This is a genomic window from Streptomyces sparsogenes (assembly GCF_001704635.1).
GTDB lineage: Bacteria > Actinomycetota > Actinomycetes > Streptomycetales > Streptomycetaceae > Streptomyces > Streptomyces sparsogenes.
The window spans coordinates 40,173-61,779 of the sequence record NZ_MAXF01000029.1; the positions used below are offsets into that span (position 1 = coordinate 40,173).

At 74.5% G+C, this 21,607-nt stretch carries 16 protein-coding genes and 1 tRNA gene; 7 read left to right on the top strand and 10 right to left on the bottom strand.

Going from position 1 to position 21,607, the window contains the following annotated elements:
- Nucleotides 1–80 precede the first annotated feature (80 nt).
- The 4 genes from BBH68_RS05895 to BBH68_RS05910 all read left to right on the top strand — a co-directional run bounded on the left by BBH68_RS05895 (nt 81) and on the right by BBH68_RS05910 (nt 6,881).
- Entirely contained in the window at nt 81–2,576 is a 2,496-nt protein-coding gene (locus tag BBH68_RS05895) for a serine/threonine-protein kinase (RefSeq protein ID WP_065959425.1), read from the top strand.
- 214 nt (nt 2,577–2,790) lie between these two features.
- A complete protein-coding gene (locus BBH68_RS05900; RefSeq protein WP_425428778.1) occupies nt 2,791–4,170 on the top strand; it encodes a PP2C family protein-serine/threonine phosphatase in 1,380 nt (459 codons plus the stop codon).
- Nucleotides 4,171–4,212: 42 nt separating this feature from the next.
- On the top strand, nt 4,213–5,589 hold the full coding sequence (locus tag BBH68_RS05905; protein ID WP_065959426.1) for a VWA domain-containing protein: 1,377 nt from the start codon (nt 4,213–4,215) through the stop codon (nt 5,587–5,589).
- Nucleotides 5,590–5,660: 71 nt separating this feature from the next.
- Complete coding sequence (locus BBH68_RS05910; protein ID WP_065959428.1) at nt 5,661–6,881, top strand: FHA domain-containing protein; 1,221 nt, start codon at nt 5,661–5,663, stop codon at nt 6,879–6,881.
- Between the two features lie 161 nt (nt 6,882–7,042).
- Here the strand turns inward: BBH68_RS05910 and BBH68_RS05915 are convergent, their stop codons facing one another.
- The gene (locus BBH68_RS05915) at nt 7,043–8,098 is read right to left on the bottom strand and encodes a methyltransferase domain-containing protein (RefSeq protein ID WP_065959430.1); all 1,056 of its coding nucleotides are present in this window, start codon (nt 8,096–8,098) and stop codon (nt 7,043–7,045) included.
- Between the two features lie 222 nt (nt 8,099–8,320).
- On the opposite strand from BBH68_RS05915, the gene BBH68_RS05920 reads away from it, so the two are divergent.
- Nucleotides 8,321–8,725: a globin gene (locus tag BBH68_RS05920; RefSeq protein WP_065959433.1), complete on the top strand. Its 405-nt coding sequence runs from the start codon at nt 8,321–8,323 to the stop codon at nt 8,723–8,725.
- Nucleotides 8,726–8,786: 61 nt separating this feature from the next.
- Here BBH68_RS05920 and BBH68_RS05925 read toward each other — a convergent pair whose 3' ends face one another.
- The 7 genes from BBH68_RS05925 to BBH68_RS05955 form a co-directional block, all read right to left on the bottom strand.
- Nucleotides 8,787–9,608, bottom strand: coding sequence for a DUF8185 domain-containing protein (locus BBH68_RS05925; RefSeq protein WP_065959435.1), 822 nt, complete (start codon nt 9,606–9,608; stop codon nt 8,787–8,789).
- Nucleotides 9,605–10,057, bottom strand: coding sequence for an acyl-CoA thioesterase (locus BBH68_RS05930; RefSeq protein WP_065959437.1), 453 nt, complete (start codon nt 10,055–10,057; stop codon nt 9,605–9,607). The genes BBH68_RS05925 and BBH68_RS05930 overlap by 4 nt, the downstream gene beginning before the upstream one ends.
- 2 nt (nt 10,058–10,059) lie before the next feature.
- Nucleotides 10,060–11,724 carry an energy-dependent translational throttle protein EttA gene (gene ettA / locus BBH68_RS05935; protein WP_065959439.1) on the bottom strand — a complete coding sequence of 555 codons (1,665 nt, stop codon included), beginning with the start codon at nt 11,722–11,724 and terminating at the stop codon, nt 10,060–10,062.
- A 311-nt stretch (nt 11,725–12,035) separates the two neighbouring features.
- Nucleotides 12,036–13,439 carry a Cys-Gln thioester bond-forming surface protein gene (locus BBH68_RS05940; protein ID WP_065959441.1) on the bottom strand — a complete coding sequence of 468 codons (1,404 nt, stop codon included), beginning with the start codon at nt 13,437–13,439 and terminating at the stop codon, nt 12,036–12,038.
- Between the two features lie 203 nt (nt 13,440–13,642).
- Nucleotides 13,643–14,155 (bottom strand): single-stranded DNA-binding protein, encoded by a 513-nt coding sequence (locus tag BBH68_RS05945; RefSeq protein ID WP_065959442.1) that lies wholly within the window; start codon nt 14,153–14,155, stop codon nt 13,643–13,645.
- A 91-nt stretch (nt 14,156–14,246) separates the two neighbouring features.
- Nucleotides 14,247–16,298 carry a GTPase gene (locus BBH68_RS05950; RefSeq protein WP_065959444.1) on the bottom strand — a complete coding sequence of 684 codons (2,052 nt, stop codon included), beginning with the start codon at nt 16,296–16,298 and terminating at the stop codon, nt 14,247–14,249.
- Nucleotides 16,295–17,968: a GTPase domain-containing protein gene (locus BBH68_RS05955; protein ID WP_065959499.1), complete on the bottom strand. Its 1,674-nt coding sequence runs from the start codon at nt 17,966–17,968 to the stop codon at nt 16,295–16,297. The genes BBH68_RS05950 and BBH68_RS05955 overlap by 4 nt, the downstream gene beginning before the upstream one ends.
- A 387-nt stretch (nt 17,969–18,355) precedes the next feature.
- On the opposite strand from BBH68_RS05955, the gene BBH68_RS05960 reads away from it, so the two are divergent.
- Together BBH68_RS05960 and BBH68_RS05965 are read left to right on the top strand one after the other, a co-directional pair.
- A tRNA-Arg gene (locus BBH68_RS05960) sits at nt 18,356–18,428 on the top strand.
- A 164-nt stretch (nt 18,429–18,592) separates the two neighbouring features.
- Nucleotides 18,593–19,828, top strand: coding sequence for a hypothetical protein (locus BBH68_RS05965; RefSeq protein ID WP_076972125.1), 1,236 nt, complete (start codon nt 18,593–18,595; stop codon nt 19,826–19,828).
- Between the two features lie 269 nt (nt 19,829–20,097).
- Here BBH68_RS05965 and BBH68_RS05970 read toward each other — a convergent pair whose 3' ends face one another.
- A complete protein-coding gene (locus tag BBH68_RS05970) occupies nt 20,098–20,589 on the bottom strand; it encodes a MarR family winged helix-turn-helix transcriptional regulator (RefSeq protein ID WP_245737912.1) in 492 nt (163 codons plus the stop codon).
- 99 nt (nt 20,590–20,688) lie between these two features.
- Nucleotides 20,689–21,594 (bottom strand): nitroreductase/quinone reductase family protein, encoded by a 906-nt coding sequence (locus BBH68_RS05975; protein ID WP_065959446.1) that lies wholly within the window; start codon nt 21,592–21,594, stop codon nt 20,689–20,691.
- Between the last annotated feature and the right edge of the window lie 13 nt (nt 21,595–21,607).

Genomic DNA, 21,607 nt, shown 5'->3' on the forward strand with positions numbered 1-21,607 from the left:
ACGACCACGATGCACGAACTGTCGCTGCGCGGGCGACGGCGACATCAGCCGCTGCCGCGGCGGGGCTCACGGGGGATGCTGTGAAGGCGGGCAGGTGTCAGCGGCGCGGGTGCGGCGGGTCGTACGAGGACGTGGGCGGCGGCCAGCTGTACTGCGACACGTGCGGGATGGCCCCGGTCGTCTCGCGGGACGGGATGGTCGGCTCCCAGCCCACCGGCGTCACCGGCGTCGGGCGCGGCGCGGTCCGGGGCAGCGGCTCGTCGGGGAGCGGCCGCTCCTCCTCGCGCCCGTCGTCCCGGTCCTCCTCGTCCCGGCGGTCGGTGTCCGGGCGGCTGTCCCGCTCGCTGGGGTCGGGGCGGTCCTCCTCGCGTTCGGTGTCGGTGCGCAGCTCCCGCTCCTCGGCCGCGGCCTCGTCCGGGCGCAACCGCCTGGGCGCGGGCCTGGTCAGCATCCCCGAGGTGCCGCGACCCGACCCGCGTACGGCGGTGCTGGCCACCCCGGAGGTGCCCGAGCGCAAGCGGTTCTGCAGCCGGGGCGACTGCGGGGCGCCGGTGGGGCGGGCCCGTGGCGGGCGGCCGGGCCGCACCGAGGGGTTCTGCACCAAGTGCGGCCATCCGTACTCCTTCGTGCCCAAGCTGAGCCCCGGCGACATCGTGCACGGCCAGTACGAGGTGGTGGGGTGTCTGGCCCACGGCGGTCTGGGCTGGATCTACCTGGCCATCGACCGCGCGGTGTCCGACCGCTGGGTGGTGCTCAAGGGCCTGCTGGACACCGGCGACGAGGAGGCCCTGTCCGTCGCCGTGTCGGAGCGCCGGTTCCTCGCCGAGATCGAGCACTCCAACATCGTCCGCATCTACAACTTCGTCGAGCACCTCGACCGCCGCACCGGCAGCCTCGACGGCTACATCGTGATGGAGTACGTCGGCGGCAAGTCGCTCAAGGACATCGCCAACTCCCGCCGGGCGCCGGACGGCAGGCGTGATCCGCTGCCGGTGGAGCAGGCCTGCGCGTACGGGATCGAGGCGCTGGAGGCCCTGGGCCATCTGCACAGCCGCAACCTGCTCTACTGCGACTTCAAGGTCGACAACGCCATTCAGCAGCAGGACCAGCTCAAGCTCATCGACATGGGCGCGGTGCGGCGGATGGACGACGACGAGAGCCCGATCTACGGCACGGTCGGCTACCAGGCCCCCGAGGTGTCGGAGCTGGGCCCGTCGGTCGCCTCGGACCTGTACACGGTGGCGCGCACCCTCGCGGTGCTGACCTTCGACTTCCAGGGCTATACGAACGTCTTCGCGGACAGCCTGCCCGACCCGGGGAACATCGAGGTGTTCCAGCGCTACGAGTCGTTCTACCGGCTGCTGGTACGGGCCACCGACCCCGATCCGAACCGGCGGTTCGGCTCCGCGCAGGAGATGGCCGACCAGCTGACGGGCGTGCTGCGGGAGGTCGTGGCGCTGCAGACCGGGCGGCCCCGGCCCGCGATGTCCACCCTCTTCGGGCCCGAACCGCGGGTGGTGGACACCCTGTTGTTCGCGGAGCAGGGCCAGGACCCGTCCGCGCTCGGGGCCCGCCGCGCCCGCCGGGGCAAGGCGGCCGCCGACCCGCCCCCGCCGCAGGGCGTGCTCCCGCTGCCGCTGCCCGCGATCGCCCCGCTGGACGCCCGCGCCACCGCCCTGGCCCTGCCCGTGCCGCTGGTGGACCCGGACGACGCCAACGCCGGTTTCCTGGCCGGGCTGTTGACCTCGGCCCCCACCGAGCTGCACGCGGCGCTGCGGGCGGCCCCGGCCGACTCGCTGGAGCTGCGGCTGCGCCGCATCCGCGCCCAGCTGGAGCTCGGCCACACGCGCGAGGCGGGAGTGGCGCTCGACGGCCTGGAGGCCGGCTATCCCGACGACTGGCGGATCGTCTGGTACCGGGGCCTGCACGCGCTGGCGACGGGGGACAACGAGACGGCGGCCCTGTCCTTCGACGCCGTCTACGACGCGTTCCCCGGCGAGCCCGCGCCGAAGCTGGCGCTCGGCGTGTGCGCCGAGGTGCTCGGCCAGTTGGACAACGCGGCGGAGTACTACCGGCTGGTGTGGACGACCGACCCGAACCATGTGAGCGCCGCCTTCGGGCTGGCCCGGGTCCTGCTGTACGCCGGGGACCGCGCGGGAGCGGTGGCCGCCCTCGAATCGGTGCCGGAGTCGTCCATCCACTACACGGCGGCCCGGGTCGCGGCCGTCCGGGCCCGGCTGCGGCAGCGCACCGCGCACGAGCCGCTGCTGGGCGATCTGACGGCCTCGGCGCAACAGGTCGAGCGGCTGGGACAGTTGGGCATCGACGCGGTGCGGTACGAGCGGCTGTGCACGGAAGTACTGGGCAGCGCCCTGGATTGGGTACTGTCCGGCAGCAACGGTGCGCCGCCGGGCGGCGCCCGGCCGTCGCTGCTCGGCAGCAGTCTGGACGAGCGGGGACTGCGCTTCGGCTTGGAACGCTCGTACCGGGTACTCGCCAGGCTCGCACAGCGCGGCGAGGAAAGGATCGAACTGGTGGAGCGGGCCAACCGTTTCCGCCCCAGGACGTGGGTGTGATCGATGTCGCAGATGCCACGGCTGCCCCGGGTGGCAGCGTGCCCGACCTGTGAAGAGCCGCTGGAGTCGGGTGACAACTTCTGCGGCGTGTGCGGGGCCGACCTCGCGTCGGCCCCGCCGACCCCGCCGGTCCCACCGGCCCCGCCGACCCCACCGGCCCCGCTGGTCCCACCCGCTGGTCCCACCGGCCCCACCGGTCCCACCGGCCCCCGAAGTGGCCGTGGGTCATCCGGCGCCGCCGGTGAGCGGGACGGCGCGGGCCAGGCGGGAGGAGCCGGAGGACTACCCCCTCCCGGCCCCCGCCCAGGCCGCCCGGCCCGCCCCGCCGGGTCCCCCCGCTCCCCCCGCTCCGCCGGCCGGGGCCGTCTGGGACGCACCGCCCGCCCCCGCCACCCCACCGGCACCGCCGGCCCCACCGGCACCGCCAGCCCCGCCGGCCCCGGCAGCCCCACCGGCACCGGCCGCCCCGTACGCCGCCGCACCCGATGCGGGGCCCCCGGGGGCCGACCCGCGGGCCGCGGCCGAGCTCGGTGCCCCGGGCGCTCAGGCCACCGCGGGCACGTTGAGCAACCCGGGTGTTCCGAGCATTCCGTGTATTCCGGGTATTCCGACGGACAGTGATACGAACAGCGGCGGCGGGGCGTACCCCCGGCCGGCGGGCGGCGGCGGCCGCCGGTGCGCCGTGTGCCAGGAGGGCACCATCGACCACGACGGCTACTGCGACTCCTGCGGCCACGCCCAGCCCCGGGACCGCGACCACATGGAGCGGGAACTGGCGGGTGTCGCGGCGGCCAGCGACCGCGGCCTGCGCCACCACCGCAACGAGGACGCGTTCGCCGTGTCCGCCGCCGCGCTGCCCGACGGCTCACCGGCCGTCCTCGCCGTCGTCTGCGACGGCGTCTCCTCGGCGACCCGCCCCGACGACGCCTCCGCGGCCGCCGCCCACGCCGCCGGCCGGTCACTGCTCGCCTCCCTCCCCCGCGGCACCCACCCCCAGCAGGCGATGAACGAGGCGATCATCGCCGCCTCCGAGGCGGTCAACTCCCTGGCGGCGGAGCCCGGCGGGGCCGGCCCGCACGACGACCCCCACCAGCGCCAGCAGAACGCGCCGGCCTGCACCATCGTCAGCGCGGTGGTCACCCCCGGCATCCTCACCGTCGGCTGGATCGGCGACAGCCGCGCCTACTGGGTGCCCGACGACCGCTCGGCCCCGCCCGCCCGGCTCACCGAGGACGACTCCTGGGCGGCCCAGATGGTGGCGGCAGGTCTGATGTCCGAGGCGGAGGCTTACGCGGACGAGCGGGCCCACGCCATCACCGGCTGGCTCGGCGCGGACGCCTATGAACTGGACCCGCACACCGCGTCCTTCAAGCCGGACCGGCCGGGCGTGGTGGTGGTGTGCACCGACGGGCTGTGGAACTACGCCGAATCGGCGCAGGAGATGGCGCGCGCGGTGCCGCCGGACGCCCGCACCCGGCCGATGCACAGCGCTCGCGCCCTGGTCGGTCACGCCCTGGAGGGCGGCGGCCACGACAACGTAACAGTGGCCGTGCTGCCGTTCCCCGCGGAGCCGGGCAGGGCAGGATCCGGCTGATCCTCCGGTGAGTGCCGGCGGAAGCGCCAAGGAGCGGATCTGATGGCCAACTTCGCCAAGTCCACGGTCCCCCGGTTCTCGGTCGAGGTCTCCCAGAACGAGTACCTCCCCGAGGGGGGTCGCGAGGTGAACGCGATCGTCACGGTCACCTCCACGGGCGGCGGCACCACCGGGGGCCTGCCCCTCCCCGCGGCCCCGGCACCCGCCCCGGTCCGGGACCGAGCAAGCAATCCGTCCCCCCGCGCGGCCGTGGTCATCATGGTCGACTGCTCCGGCTCCATGGACTGTCCGCCGACGAAGATCCGCCATGCGCGGAAGGCGACCGCCGCCGCGATCGACACGCTCCGCGACGGCGTCGCCTTCGCCGTGGTCGCCGGCACCCACCGGGCCGAGGAGGTCTTCCCGGGCGGGGGCAGGCTGGCCACGGCCGACCCGGCCACCCGGGCCCGGGCCAAGGAGGCGCTGCGCCGGCTGAGCGCCGGCGGCGGCACCGCGATCGGCACCTGGCTGCGCCTGGCCGACCGGCTGCTGGCGACGGCCGAGGCGCCGATCCGGCACGGCATCCTGCTCACCGACGGCCGCGACGAGCACGAGGAGCCGGCCGAGCTGCGGGCCGCGCTGGACGCCTGCGCGGGCCGCTTCACCTGCGACGCGCGCGGGGTGGGCACCGACTGGGAGGTCAAGGAGGTCACCGGCATCGCCTCCGCGCTGCTCGGCACGGCCGACATCGTGGCCGACCCCTCCGATCTGGCCGCGCTGACCGCGGACTTCACCGGGATGATGGAGGCCGTGATGGGCAAGGAGGTCGCGGACGTCGGCCTGCGGGTGTGGACGCCGGTGGGCGCCGAGGTGGTGTTCCTCAAGCAGGTGGCGCCCGCGGTGGAGGACCTGACCGGCCGGCGCGCCGAGGCCGGGGCGCGCGCGGGCGACTATCCGACGGGCTCGTGGGGCGACGAGTCCCGCGACTACCACCTGTGTGTGCGGGTGCCGGCGGCCGAGGTCGGGCAGGAGATGCTGGCCGCCCGCGTCTCCCTCGTCCTGCCGCGGCCCGCCGGCGGACTGCCGGCCACCCTCGCCCAGGGGCTGGTCCGGGCGGTGTGGACGGATGACGCCGCCGCCTCGACCGCGATGAATCCGCAGGTCGCGCACTACACGGGCCAGGCCGAACTGGCACAGGCCATCCAAGAAGGGATGGATGCCCGCAAAGCGGGCGATGTGGAAGGAGCCACGGCGCGGTTGGGACGTGCCGTCCAGCTGGCGAGCGCCTCGGGGAACGCGGACACGGCGAAACTGCTTGCGAAGGTGGTGGACGTCGTCGACGTGGCGACGGGTACTGTGCGACTGAAGGCGAAGGTCGCGGAGGCGGATGAGATGACTCTCGAGACGCGCTCCACCAAGACAGTTCGCGTCAAGAAGTAACAAGCAGTAACGCAACAAGCGCACAAAACGGCAGCACATGCCAAGAACGGCACAAGAGGGGGAACACCGACATGCCGACCTGCCCTAACGGCCACCAATCGGCGGCCGACGACTGGTGCGAGGTGTGTGGCCACCGGATGTCGGGGACGCCCGTGCCCTCGGGCGCCGTCCCCCCGCCTCCGCCGCCGATGCCCGGCCCGGGCGGGCCGGGCGGCCCTCCCGGATTCCCCGGCCCGCCCGGCGCCCCGGGGCCCCAAGGCGCGCCCGGGGGCTACGGCTACCCCGCGCCCGGCCCGCAGTCGCCGGACTCGACCTTCCAGGCGGAGCTGTGCCCCCAGTGCCGTACGCCCCGCGAGGCGCAGGCGCCCTTCTGCGAGGAGTGCCGCTACAACTTCCTGACCCAGTCGCCCACCTCGTACGCCCCGCCGCCCCCGCCCGGGCCCGGCGGCTTCCAGCCGCCGCAGCCCCAGCCGTACCCGCCCCAGGGTCCGTACGGAACCCCTGACTACGCCCCGCCCTCCCAGCGGCCCCCGGGCCCGGCCTTCGGCGAGGACGACTGGGCGCAGCGGCCCCCGGGCCCGGCCCTCGCCGACGACGACTGGACGCTGCCGCCGCCGAACGCCGCCGGGGCCGGAGCCCCGCCGAACGCCCCCGCGCCCCCGTCGCCGTACGGAGCGCCGCAGCCGCACGGCCAGCCCTTCCCGGGCGGTCCGGGCGCCCCGGCGCCCGGACCGCATCAGGGGCCTCCGCAGCATCAGGCACCGCCGCAGGGGCCGCCGCCCCAGGGACCGCATCAGGGACCCCCACAGGGGCCGCCGCATCAGGGGCCGCCCGCCCACTTCACCCAGGGCGGCGGTGCCCCGGGCGTCCCCGGCCCCGGCGGCCCCGGGAACTGGGTCGCGGTCGTCGCCCCCGACCGTGAGTACTTCATGGCCATGATGAACCGCAGCGGCCCGGAGGCGGCCGGCCTGAACCTCCCGGCCTACTCCCCCGAGCAGCAGCTCCCGCTCACCGGGCAGCAGATCACCATCGGCCGCCGCCGCCACAGCACCGGCGAGTCGCCCGACATCGACCTGGCGCGCCCGCCGGAGGACCCGGGGGTCTCCCACCAGCACGCGGTCCTCGTCCAGCAGCCCGACGGTGGCTGGGCCGTCGTCGACCAGGACTCGACGAACGGCACCACCATCAACGGCGCCGAGGAGCCGATCCAGCCGTACGTCCCGGTCCCCCTCCAGGACGGCGACCGCGTCCACGTCGGTGCCTGGACGACGATCACCGTGCGCCGGGGATAGCTGCCGGGGACAGCGGCCGGGGCTCACGGCCGCGGGCAGCGGCCGGGAATGACAGCCGCGGAGCCGGTGGCGGGCGGCGGGCCGACGTCGGCCGATCGCCCGCCACCGGCCACACCCCACCCCTGGGCCGGGCCATCGGGGAGCCCGGGCTCGGGCCCGCGTCAGAAAAGCCCCATCTCGGTGCGGGCGGCGGGTCCCAGCGGCCAGGCGTACGGACCCTCCGGGTCGTCCAGCCACGCCCACTGCCGCCCCTCGCGCACCGTCACGCCGTAGCGCTCCCGCCCCGGCCGGTCCTCGTGCTCCCACAGCGCGAGGGCCTCCAGCGAGTCCATCCGGGCATTGACCACATTGAGCAGGAAACGGAAGGAGTCGTCCAGCAGCGGCCGGCTCGGCAGGCCCTGGGTGCGGACCGGGGGCGGGGGCTCGCTGCCGCGCAGCGGGACGAAGTACGCGGGGGTGGCCAGGAAGCGCCCCTGCCCGTGCCGGGCGTCGGCGACCCGCAGCGCGACCAGCCCGGTGGCGAGCGGCGCGAGGATCAGCCCACCGGCCCGGCTCTGGGCCAGCCAGGCGGGCGGCAGCCAGGTCACGGCGCAGGTGGCGAGGATCCGGTCGAAGGGGGCGTGCGAGGGGGCGCCGAGCGCCCCGTCGCCGGTGACGACCGCCGGGTGGTAACCGGCGACGTCCAGGTGGTCGCGGGCGGTCTCGGTGATGTCCGGGTCGATGTCGACGGTGGTGACCAGGCCGTCGCCGAGTCGGTGGGCGAGCAGCGCCGCGTTGTAGCCGGTGCCCGTGCCGATCTCCAGCACCCGGTTCCCCTCCCGCGCCTCCAGGCCCTCCAGCATCCGCGCCATCAGCGAGGGCTGGCTGCTGGAGGAGACGAGTTCGCCGTCGCGCACCCGCGTCGCCAGGGGCGCGTCGGCGTACACCCCGGCCAGCCAGCGCGCCCGCCGCGCCGGATCGGGGTCGTGCCGCCCCAGCCGCTCGTAGGCCCCCGCCCCGCCCGGCGGTCCCGGCCCGCCCGCCTCGTAGTAGTGGGGGACGAACAGATGGCGCGGCACCTCCTCGAAGGCCGCCCGCCAAGCCGGGTCGGTCAGCCCGCCGTCCGCGACGATCTCCCGGACGAGGGCGGCCCTCAGCGTCGCGGCCGTCGCGGCGTACGGATCGGCGGTCCGGTCCGTGCCGTCCGCGCCGCGCCTGCTCGTGCGCGCGCTGCCCATGACTCCACTGTCCTGCGCCCGCGCCCCGACCGCGACCTACGCCCGGAGTTCTCCTCAGCCGCTATGAAACACGGCGAGCGAGCCGAAGGGGCGCGGCCCTGTCGAAAGGGAGAGCGCGCGGAGGCTGCGAGGAACGAGCAGCCGAGCACGGTCGACCGTCGACAGGGACTGAGGCGCCCCGGAGGCGAGCCGCCATGAAACACAGTCTGAGAGCATGGAGGGGTGACTGAGAATCCGCGCGGCACGCTTCAGGAGCAGACCTTCTACGAACAGGTCGGCGGCGAGGAGACCTTCCGGCGCCTGGTGCACCGCTTCTACCAGGGCGTGGCGGAGGACCCGCTGCTGCGGCCCATGTATCCCGAGGAGGACCTGGGCCCGGCCGAGGAGCGGCTGAGGCTCTTCCTCATGCAGTACTGGGGCGGCCCCCGCACCTACAGCGAGAACCGCGGCCACCCCAGGCTGCGCATGCGCCACGCGCCCTTCACCGTGAACCGCGCGGCCCACGACGCCTGGCTGCGCCATATGCGCGTGGCCGTGGACGAGCTGGGGCTGGCGCCGGAGCTCGAGCGGCAGCTGTGGGAGTACATGACCTACGCGGCCGCGTCCATGGTCAACACCGCCGGCTGAGACCGCGAGGTACGGGCCCCGGCCGGGGACGGCCGGGGCCCGTCAAGGGGGCGAGGCGCGGTCAGGCAGGCGTCACCGAGAGGCCGGAGAGGCCCGTCAGCCCCGTCTTGCGCACCGCTATCGAGCCGTACGGCGTGCGCAGCCGCAGCCAGCCGCCCGCGGCGAGCAGCGCGAGCTGCTCGGGTTCGGGGGCGAGTTCCGTCGTGCCGGGGCCCGACGGGACGGCCGCCACGGCAGCGGCGACCGGCGTCGGGGTCCGGGTGGGGCGCAGGAAGCCCAGCGACTGCGCGGCGTGGACCGCGCGCAGGGGGAGGCCGGTCCCGCCGAGCGTCCGGGACCAGATCTCGCGGCCGATGCGATCCCGCTCGGCGCGGGTGCGCCGCTCTTCGGGCAGCGCCGCGTCCCGGGTCCGGAACTCGGCGACCGCGGCGGCGACCGCCGCGCGCACCTCGTCCACGCCCGGCAGGCCGGGCACCCGGCGCCAGCCGGCGCGCGGCGGCAGCAGTCCGGCCCACGGCGGGCCGGTGACCGGCTCGGGCACGGCGACGGCCGGGGCGGTGGCCGGTGCGCCGGCGGGGGCCGCCGGGACCGGGGCCGCCTCAGTGGCGCCGTCGGCCGCGCGCCGCGCCCCCGCGTCGAGCACGTCCGCGAACTGCCCGGCCGAGACCGTCGTGTCCAGCACGGTGTCGGCCGCGAGCCGCGCCGTACGGATGGCGAGCACCTCGAAGGACGGCGGGCGGCCGAAGACGGCGAGCACTCCGCCGCCCGCCTGGATCCGCACCGCCGCGGCCCGGTCGTAGTGGATCAGCCTCGCCAGGAAGGCGGCGAGGTCCGCCGCCTCCCTGGGGTCGGCGAAGCGCAGCTCCTCCCCCTGCCCCGTCATACGGCCATGGCCCCCTCGGGCTGCTCGTCGCGTCCGGAGGGCTCGTTCTCCTGGTACTTCGCCAGGAAGCCCTCCTCCTCGGAGGTGAGGCGGCGCGGCCGGCCACGCTCCAGGTCGTAGGGGACGATCGTGGTGGAGGCCCGCGCGTACACGGCGTCCTCGTCCTTGACCTCGTAATCGAGCGTGACGTACGCCGCGCCGATCTTCGACACCCACAGCTCGATGGTCACCGGCGCGTGCCGGTGGACGAGCGGCCTGAGATAGCTGATCTCGTGCCGGGCCACCACCACGCCGCCGGTGAACGCGTCGCTGCCGCCCCCCGGCGCCAGCCGCCAGATGAAGTCCACGCGCGCCTCCTCCAGATAGCGGAGGTAGACCACGTTGTTGACGTGGCCGAACGCGTCCATGTCGGCCCAGCGCAGGGGGCAGGGGTAGGTGTGGCGGGCCATGATCAGCCCCGGGTCAGCTTCTTGTACGTGGCGCGGTGCGGACGGGCCGCGTCCGGGCCGAGGCGCTCGACCTTGTTCTTCTCGTACGCCTCGAAGTTGCCCTCGAACCAGAACCACTTGGAGTCGCCCTCGTACGCGAGGATGTGCGTCGCGACGCGGTCGAGGAACCAGCGGTCGTGGGAGACGACCACGGCACAGCCGGGGAACTCCAGCAGCGCGTTCTCCAGGGAGGAGAGGGTCTCGACGTCGAGGTCGTTGGTCGGCTCGTCGAGGAGCAGCAGGTTGCCGCCCTGCTTGAGGGTGAGTGCGAGGTTGAGGCGGTTGCGCTCACCGCCGGAGAGCACCCCGGCCGGCTTCTGCTGGTCCGGGCCCTTGAAGCCGAACGCGGACACATAGGCGCGGGAGGGCATCTCGACCTGGCCGACGTTGATGTAGTCCAGCTCGTCCGAGACGACGGCCCACAGCGTCTTCTTGGGGTCGATGTTGGAGCGGGTCTGGTCGACGTAGGAGATCTTGACCGTCTCGCCGACCTTGATGTTGCCCGCGTCGGGGGTCTCCAGGCCCTGGATCATCTTGAACAGCGTGGTCTTGCCCGCGCCGTTGGGGCCGATGACGCCGACGATGCCGTTGCGCGGCAGGGTGAAGGAGAGGTCGTCGATGAGGACCTTCTCGCCGAACGCCTTGGAGAGGTTCTCCACCTCGACCACGACATTGCCCAGGCGCGGACCCGGCGGGATCTGGATCTCCTCGAAGTCCAGCTTCCGGGTCTTCTCCGCCTCGGCGGCCATCTCCTCGTAACGGGCCAGTCGCGCCTTGGACTTGGCCTGGCGGCCCTTGGCGTTGGAGCGGACCCAGTCCAGCTCTTCCTTGAGCCGCTTGGCGCGCTTGGCGTCCTTCTGGCCCTCGACCTTCAGCCGGGTCTGCTTGGTCTCCAGGTAGGTGGAGTAGTTGCCCTGGTAGCCGATGGCGCGGCCGCGGTCCAGCTCGAGGATCCACTCGGCGACGTTGTCCAGGAAGTACCGGTCGTGGGTGATCGCGACGACGGTGCCGGCGTACTTGGCGAGGTGCTGCTCCAGCCACTGCACGGACTCGGCGTCCAGGTGGTTGGTGGGCTCGTCGAGCAGCAGCAGGTCGGGCGCCTCCAGCAGCAGCTTGCACAGGGCGACGCGGCGCTTCTCACCACCGGAGAGGGTGGTGACCGGCCAGTCGCCGGGCGGGCAGCCGAGGGCGTCCATCGCCTGCTCGAGCTGGGCGTCCAGGTCCCAGGCGTTGGCGTGGTCCAGTTCCTCCTGGAGCTTGCCCATCTCCTCGAGCAGCGCGTCGGAGTAGTCGGTCGCCATCTGCTCGGCGATCTCGTTGAAGCGGTCGAGCTTGCCCTTGATCTCCGCCACGCCGTCCTGGACGTTCTCCAGGACGGTCTTGGACTCGTCCAGCGGGGGCTCCTGGAGCAGGATGCCGACGCTGTATCCGGGAGAGAGGAAGGCGTCACCGTTGGACGGCTGCTCCAGGCCGGCCATGATCTTCAGCACCGTCGACTTACCGGCGCCGTTGGGACCCACGACACCGATCTTGGCGCCGGGCAGGAAGCTCAGCGTGACATCGTCGAGGATCACCTTGTCGCCGTGAGCCTTGCGCGTCTTGCGCATGGTGTAGATGTACTCAGCCAAGAGAAACCGTCCGGCAATCGTAGGTATCGAAATCCGGCCCTACCACGAAGGTCGCCGCGTGGGGTCGGTATGCGGCCGCGCCGCGTCATCGGATACACCCCATCTTGCCGTACGCCAAGCTCGCGACGGAAACTCGTTGCCCCTCGGCCCCGCCTCGGCCCGGGCCCGGCCCGATTCCCCCCGCTTTCCACCCCCGCGCTTCCCCTCTGTACGCGAATCCGTGCGCGAATCCGCACGAGAATCCGCACGAGAAAGGGCCGGAGCCTCTTGGCGAGGCCCCGGCCCGTTCGGCGATTACATCCGGTCAGCGATCACTCACCGGTCGCGGTCGCCTTCTTCTTGCGGACGAGGAAGACCGCGCCGCCGCCGATCACCACGAGGGCCACGGCCACACCCGCGATGATCGGGGTGTTGCTGCTGCTGCCGGTCTCGGCCAGGTCGCCGCCGCTGGTGCTGTCGGCGCTGCCGCCGCCGGCCGAGGCCGGGCTCGGCTGGGAGGACGGGGTCTGGTCACCGCTGCCGCCGCCGGTGCTGGCGGTCTTGCAGTCGAGGACGCCGGAGAAGGTCTTCTCGAAGCCGTTCGGACCGGTGATCGTGAACTTGTAGGCCTGGTCCTCCTTCACCGGGGCGGTGATGGTCTCGGACTTGCCGGCCTCGACGGTGTGCTTCTCACCGAGGAGCTCGAAGCTGAACGCCTCGTCGCCCTTGTTCGTCGCCGTGATGTCCACGCCGCCCTTGGCGCAGTTCTTCTCGGCGGACAGGGCCGGGATCGGGCCCTTCTTCGCCCAGTCCGCGGTGGCGGTGGCGGAGACGGTGGACTCGCTGGAGCCGGCCAGGATCTGGGTCTGGCTCTTGGTGGCGCTGGCGAACGCGCGGCCGACCGGGACCTTGGTGGCGGCCTGGGCGGTCAGCGTGGCGCTGCCGTCGGCGGCGCCGGCCGGCACGTCGAAGTACAGCTCGCTGCCGTCGGTGGCGCTGGTGATCGTCTTGCCGTCCTTGTCGACGACCTTGACGCCGGAGGAGGCGGTGTCGCCCGGGGTGACCGTGACGCTGTCCGCGTTGGTGTGGACCTTGATCGGCCCCAGGCGCTCACCGGACTTGCCGGAGACCGCGGGCGGGTCCAGGCTGAGCGACGCCTTGGGCTCCTGGAGGCTCTGCGCGCTCTTCTCGAGGTAGTCGGCCAGCTTCTGGGCCGCGGGGTCGACCGCGTCGACGTCCGCGCCGTCCGAGAAGCGCCAGATGGCGACCTGGGTGCCGGCGGCCGCGGTCTTCTCCGTCAGGGGGCCGGAGTTGGCCTTGGCGGCGAGCGCGGACAGGTCGTTGACCTGCGGGTAGGAGTTCTGCAGGATCCAGTTGATCTTGCCGGCCTCGGCGTTGTGCGCCAGCGAGGTGGCGCTCCAGGGCTTCTCCTCGTACTTGGCCTTGCTCTGCGTCGGGTTGTGGAGGTCGATGCAGTACGTCTGGATGGTGCCGCCGTTGTCGACCGCCATCTCGAACAGGCCCGCGCCGACGCGCTGGTCCTTGCCCTTGTCGTGGATGACCGCCCTGTCGAAGGTCTTGAGACCGCTCAGCGTGGCGGTGGCGCCGCCCTGGCTCGGAGGGGCCTCGTCCGCGGCGGCGACGCCGGCCGTGGCTATCGCACCCGCGGCGACCAGGCCGGAGGCCAGGACAGCGGCTGCAAGGCGAGCGGAGCCCCGCCTCGTTACAGAAATCATGGTTTCCCCTTCGGGCGAGCGCCGATCTGTGGGTGCGCCTCGCCGGCGAACTCAGAACTCAGGAGCCCCCGTTGGCACCAGGGATCCTAAGGAGATCGCGCCTCGCGATCCCCAGGAATGTCACGGCCCAACCGATCCGAATCGAAATCGTTATCTCATCACACCGGGCCGCTGACCTGGCTTTATCGATAAATCTCCGGGGATCACGGGGAGGTTGCCCCACTCGGTGCGTTTAAAAGAGGTTTAGCCCGCGAGACCCTGCGGAACGCGGAGGTGCCGCGCGCCAGATCGTGGCCGACCGCCACCGCGTCGATGTCCGCGGTGATCCACCGCCTGGCCCCGCCGGGGTCCTCCCGACGCGGCTCCCCGGCCCCCTCCCCCGCGCCGGGCACCCGCCGCTCGCCCGCCCGCTCCGCCGGCCGCTCGCCGGGCCATCCGCCCTGCCCCTCGCTCGAGCGCTCCCGCACCCGTAACGTCCCGTGCACGACAAGCGGTTCGCCGAGCGAGACCGACGCGGCCACATTGACCGCGAGGTGTCGCCAGGTCCAGACCGTGTAGAAGCTGGTGTACGCGTCCAGCCACGCCTCCCGCGCCCGGTCCCAGCGGCGCGCCGTCACCGCCAGCCGGAACCGGGCCACCGCCACCCCGGCCGCCGTCTCCCAGTAGTCCGGCCGTGTGGCGGCATTGCCCACCACCGTCACCCACGTCTCGTTCAACCGCGCCGCCTCCCCCGTCGCTTCACCGCGCTCCCGCGTCCTTCCGCCTTTATGCTGCACGCGTTCGCGGAAGCCCGCCGGGGCCTGTGGACTACTCCCCGGTTGTGGACAACCCGCTGCCCCGCCCGGGTGAGTAGCCGGGCGCTCCCCCCGCCGCGATGACGTACTGCTTCCGCACCTCCCGATAGCGCGCCAGCTCCGCCGCCACCGGCTCCAGCACCCGCGCCCGCCCGCACTCCGCGGCCGCCTCCCGAAGCCGCCGCTCCGCCGCCAGCCCGTACCGCCGCGCCGGCCCCCGGGCCGCGAGCCCGCACGCCCAGGCCAGCGCCGGCCCGCCCGCCCCGGCCACCGCGGCCGGCACCGCGGCCACCCACCAGGCCGGGCCGCCGAACACCCCCGCCACCACCGCCAGCAGGCACGCCACCCCCAGCAGCTGCACCCCCGCCAGCGCGGCCTGCGCCGCCGCCACCACCGACCACCACGCCGGCCGGGACAGCCGCCGGTCCGCCGACGCGGCCACCGCCTCGTCCACCGCGTCCGGCAGCCCCTTGCCGCCCCACGCCGCCGCCTCCCGGACGGCCTGCGCCCAGGGCGCGGGCAGCCCCTCCGTCGCCTCGTCCGCCAAGGCCCGCACCGCCTCCTCCACCGCGGGCCGGGCGGTGACCGCGGGCACCGCCGCCGCCTTCGCCCTCGCCCCCGGGATCTCCCGCCCGGCCCCGCCCCCGCTCCCCGCAGCCTCCACGTCCCGCTCCCAGGACCAGACGGCCCCCGCCCGTCTCAGCTGCCTCAGCCGTCCCCACGGCGTCCCGCACGCCCACCGCGCGTCCCGCAGCCAGGCGCGCTCCGCCGCCTGCCCGGCCGCCACCGCGCCCGCCGCGTCCGCCAGCCGGTCCTCGAACTCCGCGCGGGCCCGCGCGGAGAAGCCGACCGGCGCCCCGTCCGCCACGTACTGCGGGCGCAGCCGCTCCATCACGCCGTCCACGTCCGCCGCCAGCCGCCGCTCCGCCGCCCCGCACTCGGCCGCGAGCCGGCCCAGCGCCTCCCGCAGCTGGCCGACGCCCGAGCCGGTCAGCGCGGACAGCGCCAGGACGGTCGCCCCGGGCTCCCCGTGCTCGCCGAGCGCGAGCCCGTCCTCGTCCAGCAGCCGCCGCAGGTCGTCCAGCACCTGGTCGGCGGCCTCGCCCGGGAGCCGGTCCACCTGGTTGAGCACGACGAAAGTCACCTCGGCGTATCCGGCCAGCGGGCGCAGATAGCGCTCGTGCAGCACCGCGTCCGCGTACTTCTCCGGGTCCACCACCCACACCACCGCGTCGACCAGCCCCAGCAGCCGGTCCACCCGCTCGCGGTGGCCCGGGGCCGCCGAGTCGTGGTCGGGCAGGTCGAGCAGCACCAGCCCGCGCAGCGTCGGGTCGTACGGATAGGCGGGGCGGCGGCGGTCCCGGTGCGGGATGTCCAGCCGGTCGAGCAGGCCGTCGGCGTGGTCGGTCCACGCGCAGGCGAGCGGCGCGGCGGTCGTGGGGCGGCGGATCCCGGCCTCGGACAGATACGCGCCGGCCAGGGCGTTGAAGAGCGTGGACTTGCCGCTTCCGGTGGCCCCGGCGAGGGCCACGACGGTGTGGCCGAGCGGGTGCCGCCCGCGCGCGACGGCCTCGTCGAGCACCCGCCCGGCCTCGCCGAGGGTGCGCCCGTCCAGCCGGGTGCGGGACAGCCCCACCAGCTCGCGCAGGGCGTCGAGGCGGGGGCGCAGCGTCCCGGTGACGAAGCCGCGCCCGCCGGGCTCGTACGGCTCGTACGCCTCGTAGACCGGCGCGCACGGCTCGCGCAGCGCCCCGGCGCCGTGGCCGTACGCCCCGGCGCCGTGGCCGTACGCCCCGCCGCCGTGACCCGTGCCGTACCCCTCGGCATAGGCCCCGCCGCCGTGCCCCTGAGCGGGCCCGCCGTCGTCCTCTTCCCCACAGGGGGGCTCCGGCCCCCGCTCCCCCGCCGGGGCGGCGGCCGCCGGTCCGGGGCGCCGGTGCCTTACCCGCCGCGCGATCAGGCCGTCGTCCCAGGTCTGCCGGGACGCCTGCCGGGGCGGCGCGTCGGCAGCACCCGAGGGGGCGCCTTCCGGCCCGGACGTCGCAGTGGCCGTCACCACCGTCACCTCTCCTTCTGCAGCACGGACAGCGCGGCGATCAGCCGGACCTGGTGGTCCGGGGTCACATCGAGGGCGTCCAGCGGGGCCAGCCGCCGGTCCCGCTCGGCCGCCAGCACCCGCCCGACGCAGTCGTCGAGCAGCCGCCGGCCCCGGTCGCGCAGGCGCAGCGCCCCCTGCGCGCCCAGCGTCTCGGCGAGCCGCTCGCCCGCCGTACGGGTGCGGCGCCCGCCGATGAGGGAGGCCACAAGCAGCGCGGCGGCCTCGTCGGGCGCGCAGCCGGAGCCGCCCTCGGCGGCCCGCTGGGCCACCTCCTCCTCGGCGAGCTCCTCGACACAGCGCCGCCAGCGCCGTACGGCCACGCCGATCCGCTCCCCGGCGCCGCGCGCGTCGCACGGCGCGAGCCCGGCGCGCGCGGCGGGGTCGCGCCGGCCCGCCTCCGCGATCCGCTCGTCGGCGGCGGCGGTGACGCTGCGCAGCAGGGTGGCGAGGGAGTCGGCGAGGGCGGTGAGGAGTTCCTCGGGTGTGCTGTCGTAGGGCCGGCCGTGCCAGTGGGTGAGCGCGCCCCCCGCGAGCGCCGCCCCTGCGGCCAGTTCGCGCCGCATCCGCTCGGCCGCCTCCTGGTACGCGCCCTCGACATGCTGGACCAGCCGCACGGCCGCCGCGTGCTGGGCGGCCGCCGCGCCGGCCAGCGCGGGCATCCGGGCGCGGAGCGAGGCGATCACCCCGGCGGCGGTCCGCTCGGCGGCGGCGTGGCGGGCGGCCGGGTCCTGGGCGTGCCGGGTGAGCCAGTCGCGCAGGGCGGCGACGGCCGTGCCGGGCAGCAGCCCGCTGCCGCCGCCGGCCGACTCGGGGAGCTCGGGGATGGTGAAGCGGGGCACCTCGCCGAGACCGGCCGCCGTGAGCAGGGCCGCGTACTGGTGGGAGACCTCGGCGGCGACCTGGTGGGGCACCCGGTCGAGGACGGTGACGAGGGTGACGTCGTACTCCTTGGCGGTCCGCAGCAGGTGCCAGGGCACGGCGTCGGCGTAGCGGGTGGCGGTGGTCACCAGCACCCAGATGTCGGCCGCGCAGATCAGCTCGGCGGCGAGGTCGCGATTGCGGGCGACGAGGGAGTCGATGTCGGGGGCGTCGAGGAGCGCGAGGCCGCGCGCGAGCCCCGGGTCGGTCTCGACGCGCAGCGCGCCCGCCGCCCCGCCCTCCTCGCCGGCCGCCCGCGCGCCCCTGTCCCCCGGCCCGTACGCGGTCGTCCCGTACGCCGCCGGGTACGCCTCCTCCTCGTATCCGCCGTCGGTCCGCTCGCCCTGGGCGGGCACCCACACCCGGGTGAGCTGGGGCAGCACCCGCTGCCCGGCGAACCACTGGCGGTCGTCGGGGTGGCAGACGAGCACCGGGGTGCGGGTGGTCGGGCGCAGCACTCCGGCTTCGGTGACGCGGCGGCCGACCAGCGAATTGACGAGCGTGGATTTGCCGGCGCCGGTGGAGCCGCCGATGACGGCCAGCAAGGGGGCTTCGGGGGCGCGCAACCGGGGCACGAGGTAGTCGTCCAGTTGGGCGAGCAGCTCGGCGCGGCCGCGCCGGGCGCGGTCGGCGCCGGGGAGGGGGAGCGGAAACCGTGCGGCATCGACACGGGCGCGCAGTGCGGTCAGTGCGTCGAGCAGTCGGGGCCGTACGTCCAAGATCGCCACGGGTGAAGAATGCCCGCTTTTGATCTCTTTTTGAAGCGTATGCTCACTCCTGCGCGTCAAACAGACCCACCCGGATTACCCCAGATTGAGCAAGGGGCGGACGTGACGACCGGGGCTCGGGCATAACGAGTAGACAACACCCGCTCTTTGGGGCGTGAAAAACGATGCGGGATTCGCACCTCCCTGCGATTATCTAACCGCTTCACCGAACCTCCACAACGTGCCACGGAGGTGAAGCAACCGGGGCGAGGCACCTGGAGCCCTATCCTTGTCCCCGGCAAGGTCACGGATCCGCCGCGCCCGGCCACCGGCACCACGGCCACGCACCGTCGGAACCGCGGGCACCCGGGGGCTCAGCAGTTGCGTGACCACCGTCCGGCCCCCGTAGCTCAGTGGATAGAGCAGGTGCCTTCTAAGCACTTGGCCGCAGGTTCGAGTCCTGCCGGGGGCGCCTCCCACCCCTCCCTCTACGCCCGTAGAGGAAGGGGTGTCGCATGGTCGGCCCCGCCGGCGAGCCCCGCGCGCGCCCGGCACCCACTGGTCCGGACGGCCGAGTCCCGCGCGTGGGACCGGCGGAGCTTGCCTACGGTGACGGCATGACCACAAGGGGCAGCCGTGCCCGCGCGACTCCGCCGCTTGCGCGCGGCCGCCCGTGAGGCGGCCCCCGCGCTGCTGGGTTTCGCGGCGGTGCGGGTCATCGGGGTGGCGGTGCTCTTCTCCTGGGGTCACCGGAGCGGGCGACCGGCGGCGGAGAGAATGGCGACGCTGTGGGACGCCCAGCAGTACACCGAGGTCGCGGCGGCCGGATACGACCACGGCCTGCCGAGCCCGGGGGCCGGCGCGCACACCGGGGACGCCTACTCCAACCTGGCGTTCTTCCCGCTGTACCCGGCGCTGATCCGGCTGGTGCGCGCCGTGACACCGCTGGGCTTCCCGAGCGCCGCGCTGCTCATCGCCTGGGTCGCCTCCCTGGCCGCCGCCTGGGGGATCTTCGCCGTCGCCGCCTGGTGTCACGGCCGGCGCACCGGAGTGCTGGCCGCGGTGGTGTGGGGCGCGCTGCCGCACGCCGTCGTCGAGAGCCTGGCCTATACGGAGGCGCTGTTCACCGCCCTGGCCGCCTGGTCGCTGTACGCGGTGCTGACCCGCCGCTGGATCCGGGCCGGCGCGCTGTGCTCGCTTGCGGGGCTGACCAGGCCCACCGCGGTGGCCCTGGTGGCCGCGGTCGTCGCGGCGGCCGTCACCGCGGCCGTCGCGGCGTCGGTGCGGGCGCGGGGGCGGCGGGTGGCGCCGGGGCCGACGGAGGAGTGGTGGGGATCGGCGGAGGGGTGGTGGGGGTCGACGGAGGAGTGGTGGCGGCCGTGTCTGGGGGCGGCGATCGCCCCGCTGGGCTGGCTGGGCTTCATCGCGTGGGTGGGCGCCCGGGTGGATCGCTGGGACGGTTACTTCGCCGTCCAGAGGCTGTGGCACTCCCGGTTCGACGGGGGCGTCAGCACGGCCCGCGAGCTGTGGCACATCTGCCTCCACCCCGCCTCGGCGCCGCTCGCCACGGTGGTCGTGGCGCTCGTCCTGTGCGCCGGCGCGTTCCTCTGCGCCCTGACGGTGGCCCACCGCCAGCCCCTGCCGCTGGTCGTCTACAGCCTGGGACTGCTGGTGATCGCCGTGGGCGACTCGGCGTTCTTCGGCGTCCGGGCCCGGTTCCTGCTGCCCGCCTTCCCCCTGCTGCTGCCGCTCGCGGCAGGCCTGGCCCGGGTCCGCTCCGGCGGCGTCCGGCTCACCCTGCTGAGCACGGCCGCCGCCCTGTCCGCGCTGTACGGCGTCTATCTGGTCTTCGTCGACATTCACGCGCCATAAGGACCGTGCCGGGGAATACCCAGTCGGCGCCGGCGGCGCGGGCGGCTAGTGTGGGGATGTCCAGGCGGGCCTTCCCCGGCCAGGGACACGCAGCATTGCGGGGTGCCCGGTGCGCAGGCAGCGGATACTTCTGGATCACATCCTCGCGGGTTCGAATCCCGCCGCCAGTCCCGACTGGTGTGGCCGAGTGGGCGAAGGCAAAGTCACCGCGGCCGCCCTTGACCTCGGGCATCCCTGCTGCGGCCGACGGCGGCCGACGGCCGGCGGGGTCAGTCGGCCGCGCCGGAGGCCCCGCTCTCGTACGTCTCGATGGTCCGGACGAACATGGCGCGCTGCTCGGGGGTGAGCGGTTCGAAGGCCTTGCGCCAGGCGTTCGCGCCGTGGGCGAGCCAGCTCTCGATGGCGGAGCGGGTCTCCTCGTCCTCCGTGATGGCGACGATGGCGCGCCTGCGGTCGGCGGGGTCGGTGTGGCGCTCCAGGACGCCCTGCCGGCTGAGGTCGCTGACCATCAGGCTGACCGTGGTGGGGGCGACCTCCAGGCGGGTGGCCAGCTCGTTGACCGGCATCGGGCCGTCGAACAGCAGATAGGACAGCAGCGACAGATGCCGGGGGGCCAGTTGGAAGGAGCGCAGCCGCTCGGGGATCTTCGTGCGCTTGAGGCGGGCGGCGACGCGCGGCATCAGCAGGAGCATGGCCCGGATCGCCTCGTCCGAGGTCAGGCCCGGCTCCCGGCCGGACGCCGGCTCGCGCTCCGTTGACACCCCTGCCCCCTCACGGCCCCGCGCGTTCGTCTGTTCATCTCCGTGCTCGTCTTCGAGGCAAAGTTATCCCGGGGCGCGCCCGCGCTCGCGGCGGGGGCGTCAGGAGGGAAGGGGCGTGCCCAGGGCGGGCAGCAGGTGCCGCTCCTCGTACGCGAAGTGCTCCTCCAGGCCCGTGACCAGCCGGTCCAGCTCGGCGCGGAGCTTCTCCGCGTCGGCGGGGTCGCCGGGCAGCCCCTCGGTGCCCCCGCCCACCAGGGCCTCGAACTCCGCCAGGGCCCGCTCCACCACCGCGTGTTCCCGCCGCAGCCGGGTGACGGCGGGGACCAGGTGCGGGAACTGCTTCTCGAAGGCGGTGAAGGTGCCCTCCTCCTGGAGGTGATGGGCCCGCAGCGCGTAGCAGAAGGTCAGGCAGTGCCGCCGCATCCCGGCGGCGAGGTCGGCCTCCGGCTCCGGGGCGGGCTCACCGGCGAGCGCCCGGTCGATCGCGGCGCGGGCGCGGTGGAGCTCGGCGCGCAGGTCGCGGTGGTGGAGGATCAGCTGTTGGCCGATCATCCGATTGCGCTCCGGGTTGCCGGCGAGGTCGAGCAGGTGGAGGGCGACGACCGGTACCGGCCGCTCGGCCTGCTCGGTCTGCCCGGCGTGCGCGCGGAAGCCCGGGTCGCGCGAGCGCCGCAGCTCCCAGCAGCGGTCGCGCTCCTCGCCCTCCAGCACCACCGCCCGCGCCGCGAACGGCTTGACGGCGCCCTCCTCGGTGCCGAGTTCGACGGTGAGATGCGGGTCGGCGAGGATGTCCTGGTACCAGTCCGGGGGCCGGGGGCGGCCGGCGGGGGAGCCGAAGACCAGATAGCGGTCTCCGTCGCGCAGATACCCGGCGGGGGTCGTGTGCGGCTTGCCCATCCTGGCGTCGACCGTGGTCAGCAGGACCAGGGAGGCGCCTTCGAAGGTGCCGCCCACCTGTCCGTTGTTCGCCCGGAATTCCTCGATGACGCGCTGGTCGAAGTCCATGGGATTACTGGGT

Coding starts and splice junctions, on each gene's coding strand:
- BBH68_RS05930 (WP_065959437.1), bottom strand. CDS start 10,057: ATGGCCCGCCACACCTACCCCTGCCCCCTGCGCTGGGCCGACATGGAC.
- BBH68_RS05915 (WP_065959430.1), bottom strand. CDS start 8,098: ATGGGCAGCGCGCGCACGAGCAGGCGCGGCGCGGACGGCACGGACCGG.
- BBH68_RS05925 (WP_065959435.1), bottom strand. CDS start 9,608: ATGACGGGGCAGGGGGAGGAGCTGCGCTTCGCCGACCCCAGGGAGGCG.
- BBH68_RS05975 (WP_065959446.1), bottom strand. CDS start 21,594: ATGGACTTCGACCAGCGCGTCATCGAGGAATTCCGGGCGAACAACGGA.
- BBH68_RS05905 (WP_065959426.1), top strand. CDS start 4,213: ATGGCCAACTTCGCCAAGTCCACGGTCCCCCGGTTCTCGGTCGAGGTC.
- BBH68_RS05940 (WP_065959441.1), bottom strand. CDS start 13,439: ATGATTTCTGTAACGAGGCGGGGCTCCGCTCGCCTTGCAGCCGCTGTC.
- BBH68_RS05910 (WP_065959428.1), top strand. CDS start 5,661: ATGCCGACCTGCCCTAACGGCCACCAATCGGCGGCCGACGACTGGTGC.